Source organism: Tenacibaculum profundicola (assembly GCF_057220795.1).
In genome coordinates this window covers 4,057,813-4,076,014 of the sequence record NZ_CM170137.1, presented here as the reverse complement: position 1 = coordinate 4,076,014, position 18,202 = coordinate 4,057,813, and the positions used below count along the sequence as shown (strand labels likewise).

Annotated in this window: 16 protein-coding genes; 9 read left to right on the top strand and 7 right to left on the bottom strand. The window is 32.8% G+C overall.

What is annotated here, in order from left to right; genetic code table 11:
• Window positions 1-147: 147 nt before the first annotated feature.
• Window positions 148-540 (bottom strand): HIT family protein, encoded by a 393-nt coding sequence (locus AC2TDS_RS16730; protein ID WP_484736716.1) that lies wholly within the window; start codon window positions 538-540, stop codon window positions 148-150.
• Between the two features lie 103 nt (window positions 541-643).
• Window positions 644-1,117 (bottom strand): transcription elongation factor GreA, encoded by a 474-nt coding sequence (gene greA, locus AC2TDS_RS16725; protein ID WP_484736715.1) that lies wholly within the window; start codon window positions 1,115-1,117, stop codon window positions 644-646.
• Window positions 1,118-1,225: 108 nt separating this feature from the next.
• On the opposite strand from greA, the gene AC2TDS_RS16720 reads away from it, so the two are divergent.
• The 4 genes from AC2TDS_RS16720 to AC2TDS_RS16705 all read left to right on the top strand — a co-directional run bounded on the left by AC2TDS_RS16720 (window position 1,226) and on the right by AC2TDS_RS16705 (window position 5,540).
• On the top strand, window positions 1,226-1,651 hold the full coding sequence (locus AC2TDS_RS16720; protein WP_484736714.1) for a Rieske (2Fe-2S) protein: 426 nt from the start codon (window positions 1,226-1,228) through the stop codon (window positions 1,649-1,651).
• Between the two features lie 66 nt (window positions 1,652-1,717).
• Window positions 1,718-2,875, top strand: coding sequence for a 5-(carboxyamino)imidazole ribonucleotide synthase (locus AC2TDS_RS16715; RefSeq protein WP_484736713.1), 1,158 nt, complete (start codon window positions 1,718-1,720; stop codon window positions 2,873-2,875).
• 76 nt (window positions 2,876-2,951) lie between these two features.
• On the top strand, window positions 2,952-3,431 hold the full coding sequence (purE, locus tag AC2TDS_RS16710) for a 5-(carboxyamino)imidazole ribonucleotide mutase (RefSeq protein WP_484736712.1): 480 nt from the start codon (window positions 2,952-2,954) through the stop codon (window positions 3,429-3,431).
• Between the two features lie 81 nt (window positions 3,432-3,512).
• Window positions 3,513-5,540, top strand: coding sequence for a M3 family metallopeptidase (locus AC2TDS_RS16705; RefSeq protein WP_484736711.1), 2,028 nt, complete (start codon window positions 3,513-3,515; stop codon window positions 5,538-5,540).
• 233 nt (window positions 5,541-5,773) lie between these two features.
• Here AC2TDS_RS16705 and AC2TDS_RS16700 read toward each other — a convergent pair whose 3' ends face one another.
• The gene (locus tag AC2TDS_RS16700) at window positions 5,774-7,009 is read right to left on the bottom strand and encodes a glycosyltransferase (protein WP_484736710.1); all 1,236 of its coding nucleotides are present in this window, start codon (window positions 7,007-7,009) and stop codon (window positions 5,774-5,776) included.
• Between the two features lie 691 nt (window positions 7,010-7,700).
• Here AC2TDS_RS16700 and lpdA point away from each other — a divergent pair.
• The 5 genes from lpdA (at window position 7,701) to AC2TDS_RS16675 (ending at window position 13,698) form a co-directional block, all read left to right on the top strand.
• Complete coding sequence (lpdA, locus tag AC2TDS_RS16695) at window positions 7,701-9,101, top strand: dihydrolipoyl dehydrogenase (RefSeq protein ID WP_484736709.1); 1,401 nt, start codon at window positions 7,701-7,703, stop codon at window positions 9,099-9,101.
• A gap of 157 nt (window positions 9,102-9,258) precedes the next feature.
• Window positions 9,259-11,034 (top strand): T9SS type A sorting domain-containing protein, encoded by a 1,776-nt coding sequence (locus tag AC2TDS_RS16690; RefSeq protein ID WP_484736708.1) that lies wholly within the window; start codon window positions 9,259-9,261, stop codon window positions 11,032-11,034.
• A 399-nt stretch (window positions 11,035-11,433) separates the two neighbouring features.
• Window positions 11,434-11,616 carry a hypothetical protein gene (locus tag AC2TDS_RS16685; protein WP_484736707.1) on the top strand — a complete coding sequence of 61 codons (183 nt, stop codon included), beginning with the start codon at window positions 11,434-11,436 and terminating at the stop codon, window positions 11,614-11,616.
• Entirely contained in the window at window positions 11,594-11,788 is a 195-nt protein-coding gene (locus AC2TDS_RS16680) for an oxidoreductase dimerization domain-containing protein (protein WP_484736706.1), read from the top strand. The genes AC2TDS_RS16685 and AC2TDS_RS16680 overlap by 23 nt, the downstream gene beginning before the upstream one ends.
• A 137-nt stretch (window positions 11,789-11,925) precedes the next feature.
• Entirely contained in the window at window positions 11,926-13,698 is a 1,773-nt protein-coding gene (locus tag AC2TDS_RS16675) for an esterase/lipase family protein (RefSeq protein WP_484736705.1), read from the top strand.
• A gap of 212 nt (window positions 13,699-13,910) precedes the next feature.
• Here the strand turns inward: AC2TDS_RS16675 and AC2TDS_RS16670 are convergent, their stop codons facing one another.
• From AC2TDS_RS16670 to lptC, 4 genes are all read right to left on the bottom strand, one after another.
• On the bottom strand, window positions 13,911-16,025 hold the full coding sequence (locus AC2TDS_RS16670; RefSeq protein ID WP_484736704.1) for a peptidylprolyl isomerase: 2,115 nt from the start codon (window positions 16,023-16,025) through the stop codon (window positions 13,911-13,913).
• A 102-nt stretch (window positions 16,026-16,127) separates the two neighbouring features.
• The gene (locus AC2TDS_RS16665) at window positions 16,128-17,420 is read right to left on the bottom strand and encodes a hemolysin family protein (protein ID WP_484736703.1); all 1,293 of its coding nucleotides are present in this window, start codon (window positions 17,418-17,420) and stop codon (window positions 16,128-16,130) included.
• Between the two features lie 13 nt (window positions 17,421-17,433).
• Window positions 17,434-17,631 carry a hypothetical protein gene (locus AC2TDS_RS16660; protein WP_484736702.1) on the bottom strand — a complete coding sequence of 66 codons (198 nt, stop codon included), beginning with the start codon at window positions 17,629-17,631 and terminating at the stop codon, window positions 17,434-17,436.
• The gene (lptC, locus tag AC2TDS_RS16655) at window positions 17,631-18,200 is read right to left on the bottom strand and encodes an LPS export ABC transporter periplasmic protein LptC (RefSeq protein WP_484736701.1); all 570 of its coding nucleotides are present in this window, start codon (window positions 18,198-18,200) and stop codon (window positions 17,631-17,633) included. Before lptC ends, AC2TDS_RS16660 begins: the two co-directional genes overlap by 1 nt.
• Window positions 18,201-18,202 lie beyond the last annotated feature (2 nt).

Below are 18,202 nucleotides of genomic sequence, written 5' to 3'. Positions count from 1 at the left end.
ACCTCCTTACATACCGGAATTTGGCTAAAATTTTTCGCTGATGATAAAAATTCGTCAAATCCATTTTCAATACCAGATCGAACGTAGGACGTTTGTTTAGATCTATAAAGAACCAATCAACACCAAAATTCATTCTTTTTTCAGTTCCTACTCAAAATTACTAGCAATGTTCTCGGCTAAAGAAACAAACTCTTCATTCGTCAATTTCACTTTCTCCATAAATCGCATATCAGCCATATGATTAATCGGTATCAAATGCACATGAACATGCGGAACTTCCAGGCCAATTACACTCATACCGATTCTTTCACATGAAACTGTTTTTTCAAGAGCTTTAGCCACACGGTACGAAAAAGACATCAAGTTAGTATACTCCTCTTTTGATAAATCAAAAAGCTTATTTTCTTCTCTTTTAGGAATCACTAGTGTATGACCTTTCGCATTCGGATTTATATCTAAAAAGGCGTAAAAATCATCATCTTCTGCAATCTTAAAAGAAGGTATTTCTCCTGCTATTATTTTTGTGAAAATACTTGCCATAGTTGTTTTTAATAATTTTTGTTAAGTAAAAATATAAAAGAATTCGGGTTTTGAACACATCAAAACCCGAATATAAACTTTAATTTAAATTTTTATTGAAGAACTAACGTGAAATATCCAATATTTCAAATTTCATAATACCGTTCGGCACCTGAATTTCTGCCATATCTCCAACCTCTTTTCCTAATAACCCTTTTCCTATGGGGGAATTCACAGACAGCTTTCCATTCCTTACATCACTTTCACTATCAGCTACTAGTGTATATTTGAATTCCATTCCATTAACTGTGTTTTTTATTTTGACAATGGAGTGAATTAAAACCTTTGAGGTATCTAATTGGCTTTCATCAATGATACGGGCACTAGCCACTACATTTTTAAGTTTAGCTATTTTTGTTTCCAGTAACGATTGCTCTTCCTTCGCCGCATGATACTCAGCATTTTCGCTCAAGTCTCCCTTATCACGTGCATCAGCAATTTCTTGTGATACTCTAGGTCTTTCCACCTGCTCTAACTGCGCCAGTTCATCTTTTAACTTTTTTAATCCCTCTACAGAATAATATGATACGTTTCCCATAAATTCAATAAATTTAAAAATCTCATACCAGTAGGAATGAGATTGTCTTACAAATGTACAAAATTTTCGTAAATTCGTTGTCTTATATTTATATCTACTTTAAAACAAATGAAAAATATTTCAATTATAGTACTGCTACTAATCGTAGTTGGTTGTAACAATAACACTTCGATAAACAGTTGTTTTAGAAACACATTGCAACCTATATCTGTAGATTTAAATAACCCTCAATTAAACAGTTTATTAACTCCAAATGGCACAGCGGAAATAAATGGAGGCTTGCAAGGCATCGTATTATTTAACAAAGGTACAGGAGGTTCTTTTAGCCCTTATATTGCCTTAGATCGGCAATGTCCAAACAAAGATTGTTCAACTCCAATGATTATTGATCCACCTGTATTAACCTGTTCTTGTGATGAAAGCAAGTATAGCATGTTAAACGGTAGTTTAATCTCTGGAAACAATAGTTGCGAAGGAGGGGCGAGAATTTATACAGTAACTCCAAGTGGAAATAGTTTACAAATAACCAATTAATTTAGACATACTATAAAATAGATTCTTATTTTTGCAGTAATAACAAGACTTACTAACAAATTTATCGTGAAAAATTATTTTTCTTCAAACTTTAAATTGGGCGTTCTTGGTGGCGGGCAATTAGGAAGAATGTTACTTGCTGAAACGCAAAAACTAGACATATACACAGCCATTTTAGACCCTAATAATGAGGCTCCATCTGCCAAGATTTGCAACGAGTTTCATCAAGGAGATCTTCTAGACTTTGAAACGGTTTATAATTTCGGCAAAAAAGTAGACGTTTTAACTATTGAAATAGAAAACGTTAATATTGATGCTTTGGATAAACTAGAAGCTGAGGGGCTTACCATTTATCCAAAACCTAAGAACCTAAGAACCATTCAAAACAAAGCTCACCAAAAAGTCTTTTACCATGACCACAATATCCCCACAGCTGAATTTTCAAGATTCACCTCTTTAGAAGAATTAAAGCACTCTATAAGTAATGAGGCTATCAACTTTCCCTTTGTATGGAAATCAGCAAGATTTGGCTATGATGGAAATGGCGTGAAGATTGTTCGTGAAACTGGTGATCTTAACAATTTACCTACGAATGAGTGTATCGTTGAAAAACTAATTCCTTTTAAAAATGAATTAGCGGTTATTGTTGCAAGAAATGCCAACGGAGAAACGAAAACCTACCCGGTAGTCGAGATGGAATTTCACCCGGAAGCAAATCAGGTAGAATACGTAATTTGTCCGGCAAGAATTGATGAATCGGTAGCTCAAAAAGCACGTGAAGTTGCCCTAAAAGTAGTAGATGCTTTTGATTTTATTGGATTACTAGCAGTAGAAATGTTTCAAACAGAAGATGATGAAATATTGGTAAATGAAGTAGCTCCTCGAACGCATAATTCTGGGCACTACTCTATTGAAGCGAGTTATACAAGTCAATTTGAGCAACATTTACGAAGTATTCTAAACCTTCCACTAGGAAATACTAATAGTAAACTTGCTGGAATCATGGTTAACTTAGTTGGTGCTGAAGGTTTTACTGGCGATGTAGTTTATGAAAATATTGAGGAAATTTTAAAAATAGATGGAGTTACGCCACATATTTATGGAAAAAAACAAACCAAACCTTTTCGTAAAATGGGACATGTAACCATAATAAATAAAGACATCAATAAGGCTCGAAAAGTTGCGCAAAAGGTAAAAGAAACAATTAAGGTAATAAGTAACTAAATATCAGGTCGTTTTTTTTAGAATTATTGTTCATCAATTAAATTCTTAACTAAACGCCAAACAATAAAAAATAATTATGGTAGGAATTATAATGGGAAGTGATTCAGATCTTCCAATCATGCAAGAAGCAATTAATATATTAGAAGGCTTTGATATTAGTGTTGAAGTTGATATTGTATCCGCTCACCGTACCCCTGAAAAGTTATTTGATTACGCCACAAATGCTCACAAAAGAGGTATTCAAGTAATTGTTGCTGGTGCAGGAGGCGCAGCGCATTTACCTGGTATGGTGGCAAGTATGAGTCCATTGCCTGTAATTGGCGTTCCTGTAAAAAGTAGAAACTCAATTGACGGTTGGGATTCTGTTTTATCGATTTTACAAATGCCTGGTGGTGTACCTGTAGCAACAGTAGCTTTAGATGGCGCTATGAATGCAGGTATTTTGGCGGCCCAAATTATTGGAGCATCAGATAAATGTGTCTTAGACAAGATTGTTGCCTATAAAGAAGGCTTAAAACTCAAAGTTGAAAAAGCTTCTGAAAGAGTAAAAAAATAAGTACTTTAGTGCAAAAATAGTACTATAAACCTCACAGATTTATAATTTGTGAGGTTTCGTGAATTAAAAAAGAACCTAAAAATGAATCCACTTTTACAAGATTTTAATACTGCTCCTTTTTCTAAAATTAAAGAGGATGATTATAAGCCAGCCTTTCAAAAAGCCATTGAAATAGCCAACAAGGAGATCAACGCTATTGTTGAAAATTCAGAAGCTCCATCTTTCGAAAATACGACTGTTGCTTTGGACAACACAGGTGAAAAATTAGACCGGATAACCGCTATCTTTTTTAATTTAAACTCTGCTGAAACAAACGACGCTATTCAGCAAATAGCAAAGGAAATTTCACCTTGGTTAAGCGAGTTTAAAAATGATATGATTTTAAATCAAGCGCTATTTAGAAAGGTAAAAAAAGTGTACGACCAAATTGACACGTTACACCTTTCTCCAGAACAACATATGTTGTTAAAAAAGCAATATAAAAGTTTTGCTCGCAATGGAGCTAACTTAGACGATGGTGATAAAAACGAACTGCGAAAAATTGATACTGAATTGGCAAAATTGTCATTACAGTTTGGTGAACATGTTCTTGCTGAAACCAATGCATTTGAAATGCTCTTAGTTGATGAAAAGGATTTAGATGGATTACCCGAAAGTGCCCGAGAAGCCGCTAAAATGTTGGCAGAGCAAAGAGGTAAAAAAGGGTGGTTAATTACTTTAGACTACCCAAGCTATATTCCTTTTATGACCTATGCTGATAATCGAGAATTACGTAAAAAACTAGCCATTGCTTTTGGTAGCAAAGGATTTCAGCAAAATGAATTTAACAATGAAAACATTGTTTTAAATATTGTCAATTTACGAAATAAAAGAGCGCAGTTATTAGGCTATAAAACACATGCCAATTTTGTGTTAGAAGAACGAATGGCTGAATCTCCTGAAAACGTATTGTCTTTTTTAAATGAACTCCTTCAAAAAGCAAAACCAGCAGCACAAAGAGAATTCACTAACTTAGAACAGTATGCAAAAAAGCTTGATAACATTGATCAACTTCAAAAATGGGATGGAGCTTATTATTCAGAAAAACTAAAAAAAGAACTTTATAATTTAGACCAAGAACTGTTAAAACCATATTTTAAGCTAGAAAACGTTATTAATGGTGTTTTCGAAATCGCCAAGCGATTATATGATTTAAATTTTGAAGAAATTGATACTCTTGAGAAGTATCACGAAGATGTAAAAACCTTTAGAGTTACCAACACCAAAGGCAACTTTATCTCTCATTTTTATGCTGATTTCCACCCAAGAGCTGGGAAACGAAATGGTGCTTGGATGACCTCTTATAAGTCTCAACAAATTAAAAATGGTACAAATGAACGCCCACAAGTTTCAATTGTATGTAACTTCACTAAACCAACGGACACCAAACCCTCTCTGCTAACTTTTAATGAAGTAACAACTCTTTTTCATGAATTTGGGCACGCATTACATGGCATGTTAGCCAATACTGTATACAACAGTTTATCAGGTACTTCGGTTTCTTGGGATTTTGTTGAATTACCAAGTCAAGTTTTAGAAAACTGGTGTTATGAAAAAGAAGCACTAGAGCTCTTCGCTAAACACTACGACACTGGAGAAACTATTCCGATGGACTACATTCAAAAAATAAAAGAGTCTGCTAGTTTTCATGAAGGAATGCAAACCTTACGTCAATTAAGCTTTGGTTTGTTAGATATGAGCTGGCACGGAAACAGTATAGATAAGATAGATGCTGTCAAAGAATTTGAAACAAATGCCTTTTCAAATACGCAACTATACCCTGATGTAAAAGAAAACTGTATGAGTACTTCTTTTTCACATATTTTTCAAGGAGGATACGCTGCTGGCTATTATTCGTATAAATGGGCAGAAGTATTAGATGCTGATGCTTTTGAATATTTTAAAGAAAAAGGTATCTTTAACAAAGAAATTGCTACTAAGTTTAAAGACTCTATACTTTCTAAAGGAGGTACAGAAAAACCAATGGAGCTATACAAACGATTTAGAGGAAAAGAGCCTAATTCTGATGCTTTACTCAAGAGGGCTGGCCTGCTTAAAACGGAAAAGTAAGTAACTCGATTTCTGATGTAAATCACCAATCATAATTACTTATAGTAACATCGGCCAAAAAGTAAATCAGAAACCTGAGAGTAAGGAAATGATTGAGTTATCTCACCTCAGAATCGATATAACATATGCAACAAGCTTTTACCTTAATTTAGAGCTTGTTGTTTTTTAAAAACATTAAAAAAAGCACTAAACTTTATTAAACTCGAATGAAAGTTAGCAAAAGGTTGGTATTGCTATCTATTTTTAGCTTCAATCCATTTGCTCATATACTTTGTTGCTTGTACTGTTTTGTAGTGTAACAAATTTCCTAAAAAATTATGAGTTCGATGTTCTTCTAAATGCTGCATTAGTGTTTCAATCCTATACATAAAAGGTTCCTCGAGTTTTTCCTTATTGTAAAGGGTATTGATAATATGTACTCCATTTTTCTGGGCTGCTTTCCATACTATTTCATCTTTATATAGCTCAACGGCTCTTTGGCTAAAATCTTCCATATTATCAACTATAAAACCATTCCAAGGTAAACTATCATGCATCCCTTCTGCTCCTATATTCGTAGTTACACTAGGAGTTCCACTAATCATTGCCTCAGTTAACTTTCCTTTGATACCTGCTCCAAATCGTAAGGGAGCTAACACTACTTTTGCCTTTCTAACCACCTCTTCTGCATTATTTACATAGCCTTTAATATAAAACCGTTCTTTTGGTGAGTGAAGTTGCTCTATTTGTTGCGTTGTATAAGCTCCATAAACATGAAGTTCTGCTTGCGGTAATTTGTTTTTAATATGTCCCCAAATATTTTTTTTCAATTGCAAAACAGCATCAACATTTGGAGCATGTAAAAAATTACCGATAAAAACAAAGTTATTACGCATAGAAAAACTCAACCAATCATCTACTCGATTGTCGTCAATCTTTTCAAATAAAAACGGAAGATGATATAATAAGGTTTCCTCTATTTTAAACACCTCTTTTAACAACTTTACTTCATAGCTAGAAATAATTAAGCTGATATCGCACCTTAAAATAGCAGCGATCTCTCGTTTTGCATCATCAGACTTCAAAAGTGCCTTGTTTGTTAAGGTTGCTCCTTTTTTTATATGGGCATGTCTGGTTTTGCGTAAAAAATGTAAATCCTCCGTATCCAAGACACGAACGGCATTGGGCACATTTTCAGCTACTCTCCAACCAAACTGTTCCTCCATCATAAAACGGTCAAACATTACTATATTGGGATTCAACGCTGTAATAAAACTATCGAATGAAGAACAGTTTAGTTTAATTTCCATTTCATCAACTCCTAAAATAGACAAATCAACTGCCTTTTCACTCTTTTGTGATGGTGAGGCAAATGTTACCTTATACTTATTCTGTAAAAATAAATGTATTAATTGCAACATTCGACTGCCTGCTGCTGATGAGTTTGATTCTACCCAAACGTACCCTATGATTAAAACTTGATTTTCCAATGATTAATTAACTAAAGTGTTTTGGTATTCCTACCAACAAATTTACTCGAAATTAAACGATTTATACAATAAAGACAGATCTATGTCATAAAACCATAGCACATCATCAAAACAGGCTTTAATAATTCAGTTTAGTAAGATAATCGAAGTATTCAAGAACTCGACCCATAGCTTAATTGTAACAACGTATTATGCAGCAGAACTTCGTCATGAGCGAGCTAAACAAAATAAAAACAAGTGCTTTCTCAATATTAGCAAAGTACCGCTATAGTAATATTTAAAAGTACAACGAAGTGGTTCATTATACCGTGGTTTGGTTTCATCTTATAATAGATATTCTATCGCATAATTCAAGTTTTACAAAATAATCAATAATCACAAAATCGCTACTAGGGTTTACTTGCCTATGAAAATAGACTAGACTATTTTTTGTCAAGTATTAAAAACAGAAAATACCTCAAGTCTCATTTCAAAGTTCCAACACATATTTGGAATTTAATTCATTACTACACTTTGTTTGGCTAACAAGCATTCTTTCTTCATATTTTTATTGATCGGTATCATCTTGAATGTTAAACTCAGAAACAGTAATTCTTTAGTATTAAAAGCATAATATCACAAATAATTGTACATTTGTACACTAAAAAAGAACTAAATAATTTAAGCTACAAGCTTCAAAAAATAGATAACAATGAAATACGATGTAATCGTTATTGGTTCTGGTCCTGGTGGATATATTTCCGCCATCAGAGCTGCTCAATTAGGTAAGAAAGTTGCAATAATAGAAAAGTACGCTACGCTCGGTGGTACATGTTTAAACGTGGGGTGTATTCCTTCTAAAGCGTTACTAGATTCATCTCATCATTATTATGATGCCGTACATCATTTTGATGAGCACGGAATTTCAGTTGAAAAACCAACTTTTGATTTTGGTAAAATGGTAGCACGTAAGGCATCTGTTGTAGAGCAAACTACCGGAGGAATTAAGTATTTAATGAACAAAAATGAAATTGAAGTTTTCGAAGGTTTAGGTTCATTTGAAGATGCTACCCATGTAAAAGTAACCAAAAACGATGGTTCTTCAGAAATTATAGAAGCTGAAAATATTATTATTGCTACTGGTTCTAAACCATCTAGCTTACCTTTTATCTCAATCGATAAAGAGCGTGTAATAACTTCTACTGAAGCCTTAAAGTTAAAAGAAGTACCAAAACACCTATTGGTTATTGGTGGAGGTGTCATAGGATTAGAGTTAGGCTCTGTTTACAAACGTTTGGGTGCTAATGTAACTGTAATTGAGTATGCTTCTGCTATTACACCAACAATGGATAAAGATGTATCTAAAGAACTTATGAAAGTTTTGAAGAAACAAGGAATGAAGTTTAATATAAATCATGGAGTTACTTCTGTTGAGCGCAATGGTGATGAAGTTATTGTAAAAGCAACAAACAAGAAAGGAGAAGAGGTTGTTTTCAAAGGAGATTACTGTTTAGTTTCTGTTGGTCGTCATGCTTATACAAAAGGATTAGGCTTAGAAAAAGCAGGTGTTAAAGTTACTGAAAGAGGTCAAATTGACGTGAACAAGCATCTACAAACTAATATTCCTAATATCTATGCAATAGGCGATGTTGTTCGTGGAGCGATGCTTGCTCATAAAGCAGAAGAAGAAGGTGTTGCTGTTGCAGAATATTTAGCTGGTCAAAAACCTCATATTGATTATAATTTAATTCCTGGAATAGTGTATACCTGGCCTGAAGTTGCCGCTGTTGGAAAAACCGAACAAGAATTAAAAGAAGCTGGAATTGAATTTAAAGCTGGTAAATTTTCAATGCGTGCATTAGGACGATCACGTGCTAGTGGAGATATTGATGGTTTCGTAAAAATATTGGCAGACAAAAACACTGACGAAGTCTTAGGTGTTCATATGGTTGGTGCACGTGCCGCCGACTTAATTATGGAAATGGCTGTTGCTATGGAATTCAGAGCTTCTGCCGAAGATATTTCACGCATATGTCATGGTCATCCGACGTATTCAGAAGCAGTGAAAGAAGCTGCTAAAGCTGCTTGGGACGGTCAACCGTTAAATGCTTAGTAAAAAATAAAACTAAAAAAAGCAACTCAATGAGTTGCTTTTTTTACGCCTAATAATTGCTATAAAAACAAAATACATCGTATTTAAGTATAGAAAACACATTTTTATTGTTAATTTTTTACATATATTTAGTAACACGAACTAAAAATTATTAAAAATGAAATCAAAAATACTTAACACCCTTCTGTTTTTACAAGTTTCTATTGCGGTTTTCTCTCAAAGCTTTATTGAAAAACAACTTCCACCTCCACAAAACTTAAGTTCATTCTTTATAGGTCCAATTATAAAATCAACAATCCATTATGGAGCAAAGCCTGCTAACTATAATGATAAGGTACTATTGTTTAATCATGGATACATCGATTTAAACCAGTTGTTTTTCACTAATAATACATTTTATCAAGAAGCTTACAATGCTGGCTACCAAGTAGTTTTTGTTGCCACAACAAGAGGTGAAGGAATTTGGGCTAATGGAAATTTACTTGCCGAAGCTATTGATATTATAACTCATAAATACGAGGTAGCAAATCTAGATATTATTGCACATAGTAATGGAGGAAAAGCTGCAGAGGCAGCTATGTATGCTTATGGAAAAAAAGATAACGTAAAAAGAGTTTTTGCTTTGGGAACACCTTACTGGGGCACCTATTTGGCAGACATATCACAACAATGGTGGTTTAATTGGATTTGGCAAAACACAGGGCTAAACGAAGGCAGTGCAACCTCTACCACCTATTACTGTCGTGATGTTGTTCGTCCCTTTTTTGATAACCATCCAGAAAATGAACCTGAAAAATTTTATGTACTGGGTGCTTCTGGATTTGCTCATGGTCATACCATTTTAGCTCCTGTAATGCTAACTAGTGGCTTACTATTATACACCCAACAAGGGGCAAACGATGGTGTTTCTCCTTATGATAGTACCTTACGCCCTAATGGAAATTTTCTTTTTCAGAAAAATGAACTAAGAATAGACCATATTGATGTAGCCTTAGGGCAATACGTTTGGCAATACATAGCACCCATTTTAGAAACGAACGCTGCAAGAGCTATTCAAAAAAATACGGTTACCGTATCTTCCAAAACGACCAGTGATTATCAAGTCATCCATTCTGAAAATGAGTATGACGCAATTACCATGGATAGAGGTAATTCTAGTGCAACTTTAACTATCTATCACGACAAAGAAGTGAAATCCTTTCAACTAAAAAGCACTCACGGAAAACTCATGCACGAAAAAAACATCAATAATTTTACACAAAGCTATGTCTTAACAAATGCTTCACAGGATGTCAAACTTATATCCAATGGAACATATACAGCGTTTATACACCAACCGAATGGTCCAAAAATGAGCTATGAAAGTGATAATACTACTGAACGATTAAAAGTTTCTTTCCAAAACAGTAACACCCCTATAAAACATATTGAAGTAGATGCTGTAATAAGTAAAAAATCTGATTTATATGGTAACAAAATAGCTAATGAAATTTATCACTATTCTTTAACGTATGATAGTCCTTCAAAACAATTCATCCTAGATACTTCTTCTTTTAACGAAGGAGTATACAGTATTCTTTTAACTGGCACTCACTCTAACTTTAAGAGATCACTAATTTCTGGTTTCACAAAAGGTTCTTTGTCCATTTCAAAAATTAAGAAGAAAATAGCATCAAGCAATACTGTTTTTAGTCCTACGCTTAAAACTACCATTATTGATGAGCATATAGAGCTTACAAACCTATCTCAGCACACTATGAGTAATATTACCATTGAAATCTACACATTGAATGGCCAAAGGGTATTGAGAAAGATGCAAACCATTGATAATGATTATATCGTAACCAATACGAGTACCCTTTCCTCTGGGTTATATATCCTTTCTGTTGATGTCAAAGGAAAAAAGAAAAGTTTTAAAATTATCAAAAAATAATAGCGTTTTATATTTAAAATTACCTTTGAATTTTAACATCAAACGAATACGAAGAACATCATAAAATAGCACGGTATTTACCATAAGGTTGTTGGTAAATTAACACCACAAATGAAATTACATAAAAAAAACCGGGCACTTTGCTCGGTTTCTCTCTTATTTACTTTGCTTGTTATTGCTGAATACCATAGAAAAGTATGCCACTCTAGTTGGTACATGTTTAAATGTAGAATGTATTACTGCTAAAGCTTTACTAGATCCTGTTCATCATAATATAATGCTGTACACCATTTCAATAAGCGCGGAATTTCAGTTGAAAAACTAACTTTTTATTTTGGTAAAATAGTAGCACGTAAGACACCTGTTGTAGAGCAACCTACTAGTGGGAATAAATATGTAATGAGTAAAAGTGAAATTCAACTTTTTGAAGATCTTGGTTCATTACAAAATGCTATTCATTTAAAAGTAGGTAAAAACGATGGGGGTTCAAAAATTATAGAAGCTGAGAATATTAATATTGCTACAAGATATAAACCATCTAGCCTATTTATTATTTTTATTGATAGACGACAAAAACACTGACGAAATCTTAGGTGTTTATATGGTTAGTGTAACTGCTACTGACTTAATCATGGAAATGACTGTAATAATGGAATTCAGGGAATATGCGGAAGATATTGCTGGAATTTGTCATGGGAATCAAACCTATTCAGAAACTAAAACTGGATCGAATGACCAGCACTTAAATGCCTAATAACGAAATAATCAATTCTACTAAAGAACAGCTATTTTTTGCATTTTACACAAAAAAATAAACCATCTATAATATTTACAGACACATCACTAATAAACTTTCATACATTTATACAAAATCTTAAAAATCAGTTAATTATGAAGTTAAAAATACTTTTATTTAATGTATTGATATGGTTATCATCAAACATTCTATCACAACATTTAAAAGAAATACAACTCACAAGTCCGGAAAATATAAATTCATCTGTTTTACAAACAATTGAACAATCTACCATTCATTATGGAGCAATACCTCAAAATTATAGTGGAGAGGTTATACTTTTCACCCATGGATTTTCATCACTTAATCAATTATATTTTTCAAATAATGATTTTTATAAACAAGCTTACGAAGCCGGGTATCAAGTTGCTTTTGTTTCGACAACTAGAGGGGAAGGCATGTGGAGAAATGGCGAAATTCTCGCGGAATCAATAGATCAAATATGTAATAAATTCAACGTAAATGATGTAATTATAATTGCTCACAGCAACGGAGGAAAAGCTACCGAAGCGGCAATGTATAATCATAATAAAAATGATAAGGTGAAGAGCGTCTTTGCACTTGGCACTCCGTTTTGGGGAACATATCTAGCAGATATATCGCAATTTTGGTGGTTTAGTTGGATATGGAAACACACTGGACTAAATGAAGGAAGTGCGACGTCAACTACATATTATTGTCGGGATATAATTCGTCCATTTTTTGATGGACACCCTGATAACGTTCCTGAAAAATTTTATATTGTAGCTGGCTCAAGCTATTTAAGATCAAACCCTGCATACCATTTTTCAGGGTCAATTTTAAACCTTAAACAAGGAACGAATGATGGAATAACACCATACAGCAGCTCATTAAGACCGAATGGAAACTTTTTATTCGAGCAGAACGAACTACTACTAGATCATAGTGAAGTGGCAGAAGGTCAAAATGTTTGGCAACATATTAAACCCCTATTGAATAATAATAATCGGAGACAATATGTAAATTCTAATAAGAAAAATAAATACGATTATAACATCGTGGAGAGTGATTATCAAATAATCAATTCTGAAAATGATTACGATGTAATTAAGATGGACAAAGGTAATTCGAATGCTCTGTTAACTATTTATCATGACGATAATCTAAACTCTTTTCAGCTAAAGAGTACAAATGGAAAACTTACACAAGGAAATAACATAAGTGGAAACACACAAAGCTATACCTTAAAAAATGCATCACAGACGGTTGAGCTATCATCAAATGCAAAATATGTAGCGTTTATTCACCAACCTGATGGTCCGAAAATGATGTATGAAAGTGACATTTCTACAAATCAATTAAAAGTATCTTTTCAAGACATCAACATAGAACCAAAAGATATTGAAGTGGATGCTATAATAAGTAAAAAATCAGATTTATTCGGCAATAAGATAGACCATGAAATTTATCATTATTCTTTAACATATAATCATACTTCGAAAGGATTTGTCCTAGACACCTCTTCTTTTAACGAAGGGGTATACAGTATTCATTTAACGAGTACTCATGCTAACTTTAAAAGATCACTTATTTCTGGTTTCACAAAAGGTTCTTTGTCAATTTCAAAAATTAAAACTGAATTAACATCCAATGATAACTTTTTTAAACCTAAACTTAAAAATTCTGTTATTGACGAGCATATAGAACTTACAAATCTCTCTCCTAATACAATGAGTACAATTAACGTTGAAATCTACACAATAAGTGGCCAAAGGGTATTAAGAGATATACAAATCATCCATAACGATTATATAATAACCAATACTAGCTCACTTTCCTCTGGATTTTATATCCTTTCTGTTGATGTTAAAGGAAAAAAGAAAAGTTTTAAAATTATCAAAAAATAATACCATGTATGATTTGAATATGAGTTCGATTTGTTTTACTTCTACAGAAGCCATAGAAATAATGAGATTTGATGTATAAAACATAGCTTAAGCCTTTAATTTCAGACTCTATGAATCATACATTATTTAAATATAATAACAAAATATTAGGAATAATGACATAAAAAAAGACCGAGCAAATTGCTCGGTCTTTTTTTTATTTTAATTTGATATTATTGTTGAATACCGTAGAAACTACTTACTCTATCATCAATCTTAGAAGCCTTTTTTAACGCTTCAAACATTTGATATGATTTATTCTTTCTACCACTAGCTATTCTTTTTCTATATGTATCGTAATTTGGTAATGCCGTTGGTACTTCTTTCTTCTCTACTACAAAAGCATAAACACCTCTATCACCTACAACTTCAGTATACAAATTATTCTCTGTTGCCGATAACATAGCTCCTACAACTCTAGGTTCACGTCCTACACCTGATAATGTTGGTGCTTCCAGATTTACATTCAGGGTACGTCTCACTGTTTGTCCTGAAGACTTTGCAATTTCCTCTACTGTTGTTCCACTCATCTTAGCTTGAATCATTTCAGCTTTCTTTTCATTCATAAGTATTGGACGAACCTTTGTTGCTGCTTTATCAACTGGCATTAAACCTTTATTAGTTTTCCCAGTTAACATCGCTACAACATACCCACCATCTACGTCAAAACGTTTAAAATCTCCAACATTTATATCTTTATCAAACGACCAAGTTATAATTGATCTTTCATTACCCAAACCAGGAACGTTTTCATCTAATGCTTTTAATCCTACGGCAGGAGAAGAAGATAATTTCTTTTCTTTAATAATGTCCTCATATTTCTTACCATTCGCTAAATCTAAAGCAAACGTTTCAGCATTTTGAAAAATAGTATTCTCAGTTGCATCAGAAGCTTCTATTTTACGACCTATGGTAACTAGCTTCACTACTGGTTGGAAATTCTTTTGATCTTCAATTTTGATAATATGGAACCCAAACACTGTTTTAACAACTCCAACATCACCTTTTTTATTTCCAAAACAATAATCTCTAAACTCTGGCACCATTCGGTTATAGGTAAACCATCCTAAAGCACCGCCTTTATCAGCATTTGACTTATCTACTGAAAATTCTTTCGCTATCTCAGTAATCTTTGATGGTGATTTTTTTATAACCGCCATTAAACTATCTGCTTTGTCTTTCGCCTGCTCTTCTGTTTCTTTAGTTTCCGCTGTTGCCGAACGTGATCCAATAAAAGGAATCAATACATGGCTTGCCTTAACTGAATCAGGGATTTCGGTTATTTCTTTAATTTTTGACAATTTAAAATGGTCATTATCTTTATAAGGTCCGAATACATCACCTACCTTACCTTCAAAAAGTTTCTCAGCAATAACCTGCGGTACTTCTACTTTAAACTTATAATTATCATCTAGTGTAATGTCTGATTTTACATCTTCAGAAAACACCTCATAATCAGTGGTGTTTTTTAAGCCTACAAATCTATTTTCTTCTGAATCATTTAAAAAACTAGCTACCACATTCTTAATAGCTCCTTCATCCTCTTTTGTAGGTTCTATGTTAAATTTCACAAACTTAAGATCTCTCGATGCTTCTACTTGATAACTTAATGGATTCGCTTTTATATACTCTTTAATATCCTTCTTTTTAACAGACACTAAACTATCTGCAATAGAGGTGTATGGTACGTATACAAACTTTCCAGAAATTTTTGTGTTTTCCGTTAAGTATTGCAACTCTCCTTCTTTTAGTGAAGCACCTAATCCAGCCCCTACTAAATTATCGTAAGTAGTCTTTTCGATATTATCTCTTAACGAAGCCATATAATTTTGCCAACTCTGCCATTCTTGAGAATTTTCAGCTTTTATGGTTGCCAAATGTTCTTTTAACTTACTTTTGTCAAAAACACCTCCGGTTTGAAATCTTTCTTGGTTTTTTACCCCAGAAGACTCAATAAGTGCTTTTAATATATCTGCTTCTCCAACAGTAATTCCAGCTTCTTCTAACTGTGCTTTATATATTTTTTGACGTACTAAATTATTCCAAACTGTTTTTGCAGCTTGCATTTCAGATACTCTATTACCAGCTTGTTTTTTATAGGCTTCTAAAGCTTCACCAAACTCTTCACGAGTTATGCTTTCACCGTTTACTTCGCCTATTTCATTTACTTTACTTGAATTAAAAAAATCTGATATTGTAGAAGGGTCTAATACAAATGCAAAAAGTGCTAAACCAATAACAAGAATCAAGAACATTGAACGTTCTCTAATTTTAGATAAAATTGCCATACGTCATTTTATTTTATTAACAGTGTGCGAAAATACAATTTCACATTTAATAATGCAATGTTTTTTACCTGTTTTAGAGCAGTTATACTTGTTGTTGTTTTATTATTCGTGGTTATCTAACACTCTTAGATATATTGTATCAATTTTAGAAGCGCTTACTTTCAAAATTTTTACTTCAAAGTTTTCTATTTGAAGAATTTCATCTTGTGCTGGAATCGTTTCGGTATGATTTATTATAAACCCTCCTAGAGTTTCATAAGCTTCTTCTTTAGGTATCTCTAAGTGGTACTCTTCATTTAGATAATCAACTTCTAAACGTGCTGAAAAATGAAACTCTCCTTCATTTATTTTTTCTTCAAAAAGGCCTTGTGTATCATGTTCATCTTCAATCTCTCCGAACAATTCTTCAACAACATCTTCAACAGTGATAATTCCAGACGTACCTCCATATTCATCGACAACGACAGCAATGCTTTTTCTTTTCTTCATCAATGAATTCAACACATCATTAATAATCATAGATTCAGGCACAAACTCAACGGGTAATAATATCGCTTTTATAGATCTAGGTTTTTTAAATAACTCAAAAGCGTTCACATATCCCAAAATATCGTCTAATGAATTCTTATAAACTAAAATCTTAGACAATCCTGTTTCAATAAAAAGTTCTCTCAGGTTACAAACTGCTTCATGAATATCAACGGCAATTATTTCTGTACGCGGAACCATAATTTCCCTAGCTTTTACTTTGTGAAATTCTAAGGCATTTTGAAAAATCTGTATTTCCGAATCTACTTCTTCCTTATCGCTACCACCATCCAACTGTTCTGATATATAATGTCCAAGCTCCTCTTTACTAAATTCAGTTTGTGCTTCGTTTTCTTTTGTTTTAAAGAATACATGAAGAAAAAAATCAGAAATTTTTGTAGTTATCCATGTAACAATATAAAATATAAGGTAAAATATATAAGCAGGTATGGCAAATACTTTTAGCATTCTATTCGCATAGATTCTAAAAATAGCTTTAGGTAAAAATTCTGCAGTTACTAATATGAGTATTGTTGATATTATGGTTCTTGTCAATAAGCTTATATCGGACAAAATGTAATTAATTACATAGTAATTCGAAGGTAAAAAAGTTTGAAACCAGTTCATCAAAAGGTCTCCCATGAAATAACTATAAATAACTAAGGCTACGTTATTACCAACTAACATCGTCGTAATAAAGTTTGAAGATTTTTCAGTTAATTTAGCTAAAACTTTAGGTAAAAAACCTTCCCTTTTTTTTTCTAGTTCAATATGTAGTTTATTTGCTGACACAAATGCTATTTCCATGCCAGAAAAAAAAGCAGAAAATAGGATGGAAATAAAAATTATAATGATTTCAAACTGCATTTAACCGTTTCGTTTAGTTTTGCTTATTTCTTTCCTCAATTTTTCTTCTAAAACGACGTTTAAACAAAAAAATTAAGGTTATAAAGATAGCGAAACCAAACATTAATAATGCTTGTTGTATATCTGAATTTAATTTTAAAATTCCTTCAATAAAAAAAATAATGGCTACTGCTAAATAACCGTATTGTAAATATTTCCAAAGTGCATTCATTATAAATCTTTCTCTTTAGTTTCTACTTTTCCTGTAATGTCTTTAGCCACCCATTTTGATAAATCTTCCCTTGATTCAAAACCAAAACCGTTGATGGTATCAGTTGGAGTGGTGAGCCTAAAACCATCTTCCGTAAAAAATATCTTTTCCTTTTGATCCCAAAACAATTGATTGGTTTCTAGTTTAGATTTCTCAGTATGATTTATGATAACCACATTATCTCTAATCTCAGAGACCCTAGTTTTGTTGTATGTTAACGCATAATTCCCCATAATTGTTGTAGAATCTTTACCATTATCATCAAATGTTATAATTTCCACTCCTTTCGGAAACTCATTATAAGGGTGTTCTTTTCTATTGGCAAAATCATGCAAGAGCGGAGTTATCAGTTTCGAAGTTATTCTACCTGAATCTTTATAAGTATGATAGATGTTTTTTCCTACGGCAATTGGTAAGTTCCTATCCGCCAAAAAATCTCGGACCTCTTTTTTGTCATTTATACATGAAAAAAACATTGCCGTCAACCCAATGACAGCAATGTTTTTATATTTATTTTTATTACGTTTCATAT

What these genes read in the sequence shown, in the direction of transcription:
- AC2TDS_RS16730 (WP_484736716.1), bottom strand. Translation starts at nt 540, where the DNA reads ATGGCAAGTATTTTCACAAAAATAATAGCAGGAGAAATACCTTCTTTT.
- greA (WP_484736715.1), bottom strand. Translation starts at nt 1,117, where the DNA reads ATGGGAAACGTATCATATTATTCTGTAGAGGGATTAAAAAAGTTAAAA.
- AC2TDS_RS16720 (WP_484736714.1), top strand. Translation starts at nt 1,226, where the DNA reads ATGAAAAATATTTCAATTATAGTACTGCTACTAATCGTAGTTGGTTGT.
- purE (WP_484736712.1), top strand. Translation starts at nt 2,952, where the DNA reads ATGGTAGGAATTATAATGGGAAGTGATTCAGATCTTCCAATCATGCAA.
- AC2TDS_RS16705 (WP_484736711.1), top strand. Translation starts at nt 3,513, where the DNA reads ATGAATCCACTTTTACAAGATTTTAATACTGCTCCTTTTTCTAAAATT.
- lpdA (WP_484736709.1), top strand. Translation starts at nt 7,701, where the DNA reads ATGAAATACGATGTAATCGTTATTGGTTCTGGTCCTGGTGGATATATT.
- AC2TDS_RS16690 (WP_484736708.1), top strand. Translation starts at nt 9,259, where the DNA reads ATGAAATCAAAAATACTTAACACCCTTCTGTTTTTACAAGTTTCTATT.
- AC2TDS_RS16685 (WP_484736707.1), top strand. Translation starts at nt 11,434, where the DNA reads ATGAGTAAAAGTGAAATTCAACTTTTTGAAGATCTTGGTTCATTACAA.
- AC2TDS_RS16675 (WP_484736705.1), top strand. Translation starts at nt 11,926, where the DNA reads ATGAAGTTAAAAATACTTTTATTTAATGTATTGATATGGTTATCATCA.
- AC2TDS_RS16670 (WP_484736704.1), bottom strand. Translation starts at nt 16,025, where the DNA reads ATGGCAATTTTATCTAAAATTAGAGAACGTTCAATGTTCTTGATTCTT.
- AC2TDS_RS16665 (WP_484736703.1), bottom strand. Translation starts at nt 17,420, where the DNA reads ATGCAGTTTGAAATCATTATAATTTTTATTTCCATCCTATTTTCTGCT.
- AC2TDS_RS16660 (WP_484736702.1), bottom strand. Translation starts at nt 17,631, where the DNA reads ATGAATGCACTTTGGAAATATTTACAATACGGTTATTTAGCAGTAGCC.
- lptC (WP_484736701.1), bottom strand. Translation starts at nt 18,200, where the DNA reads ATGAAACGTAATAAAAATAAATATAAAAACATTGCTGTCATTGGGTTG.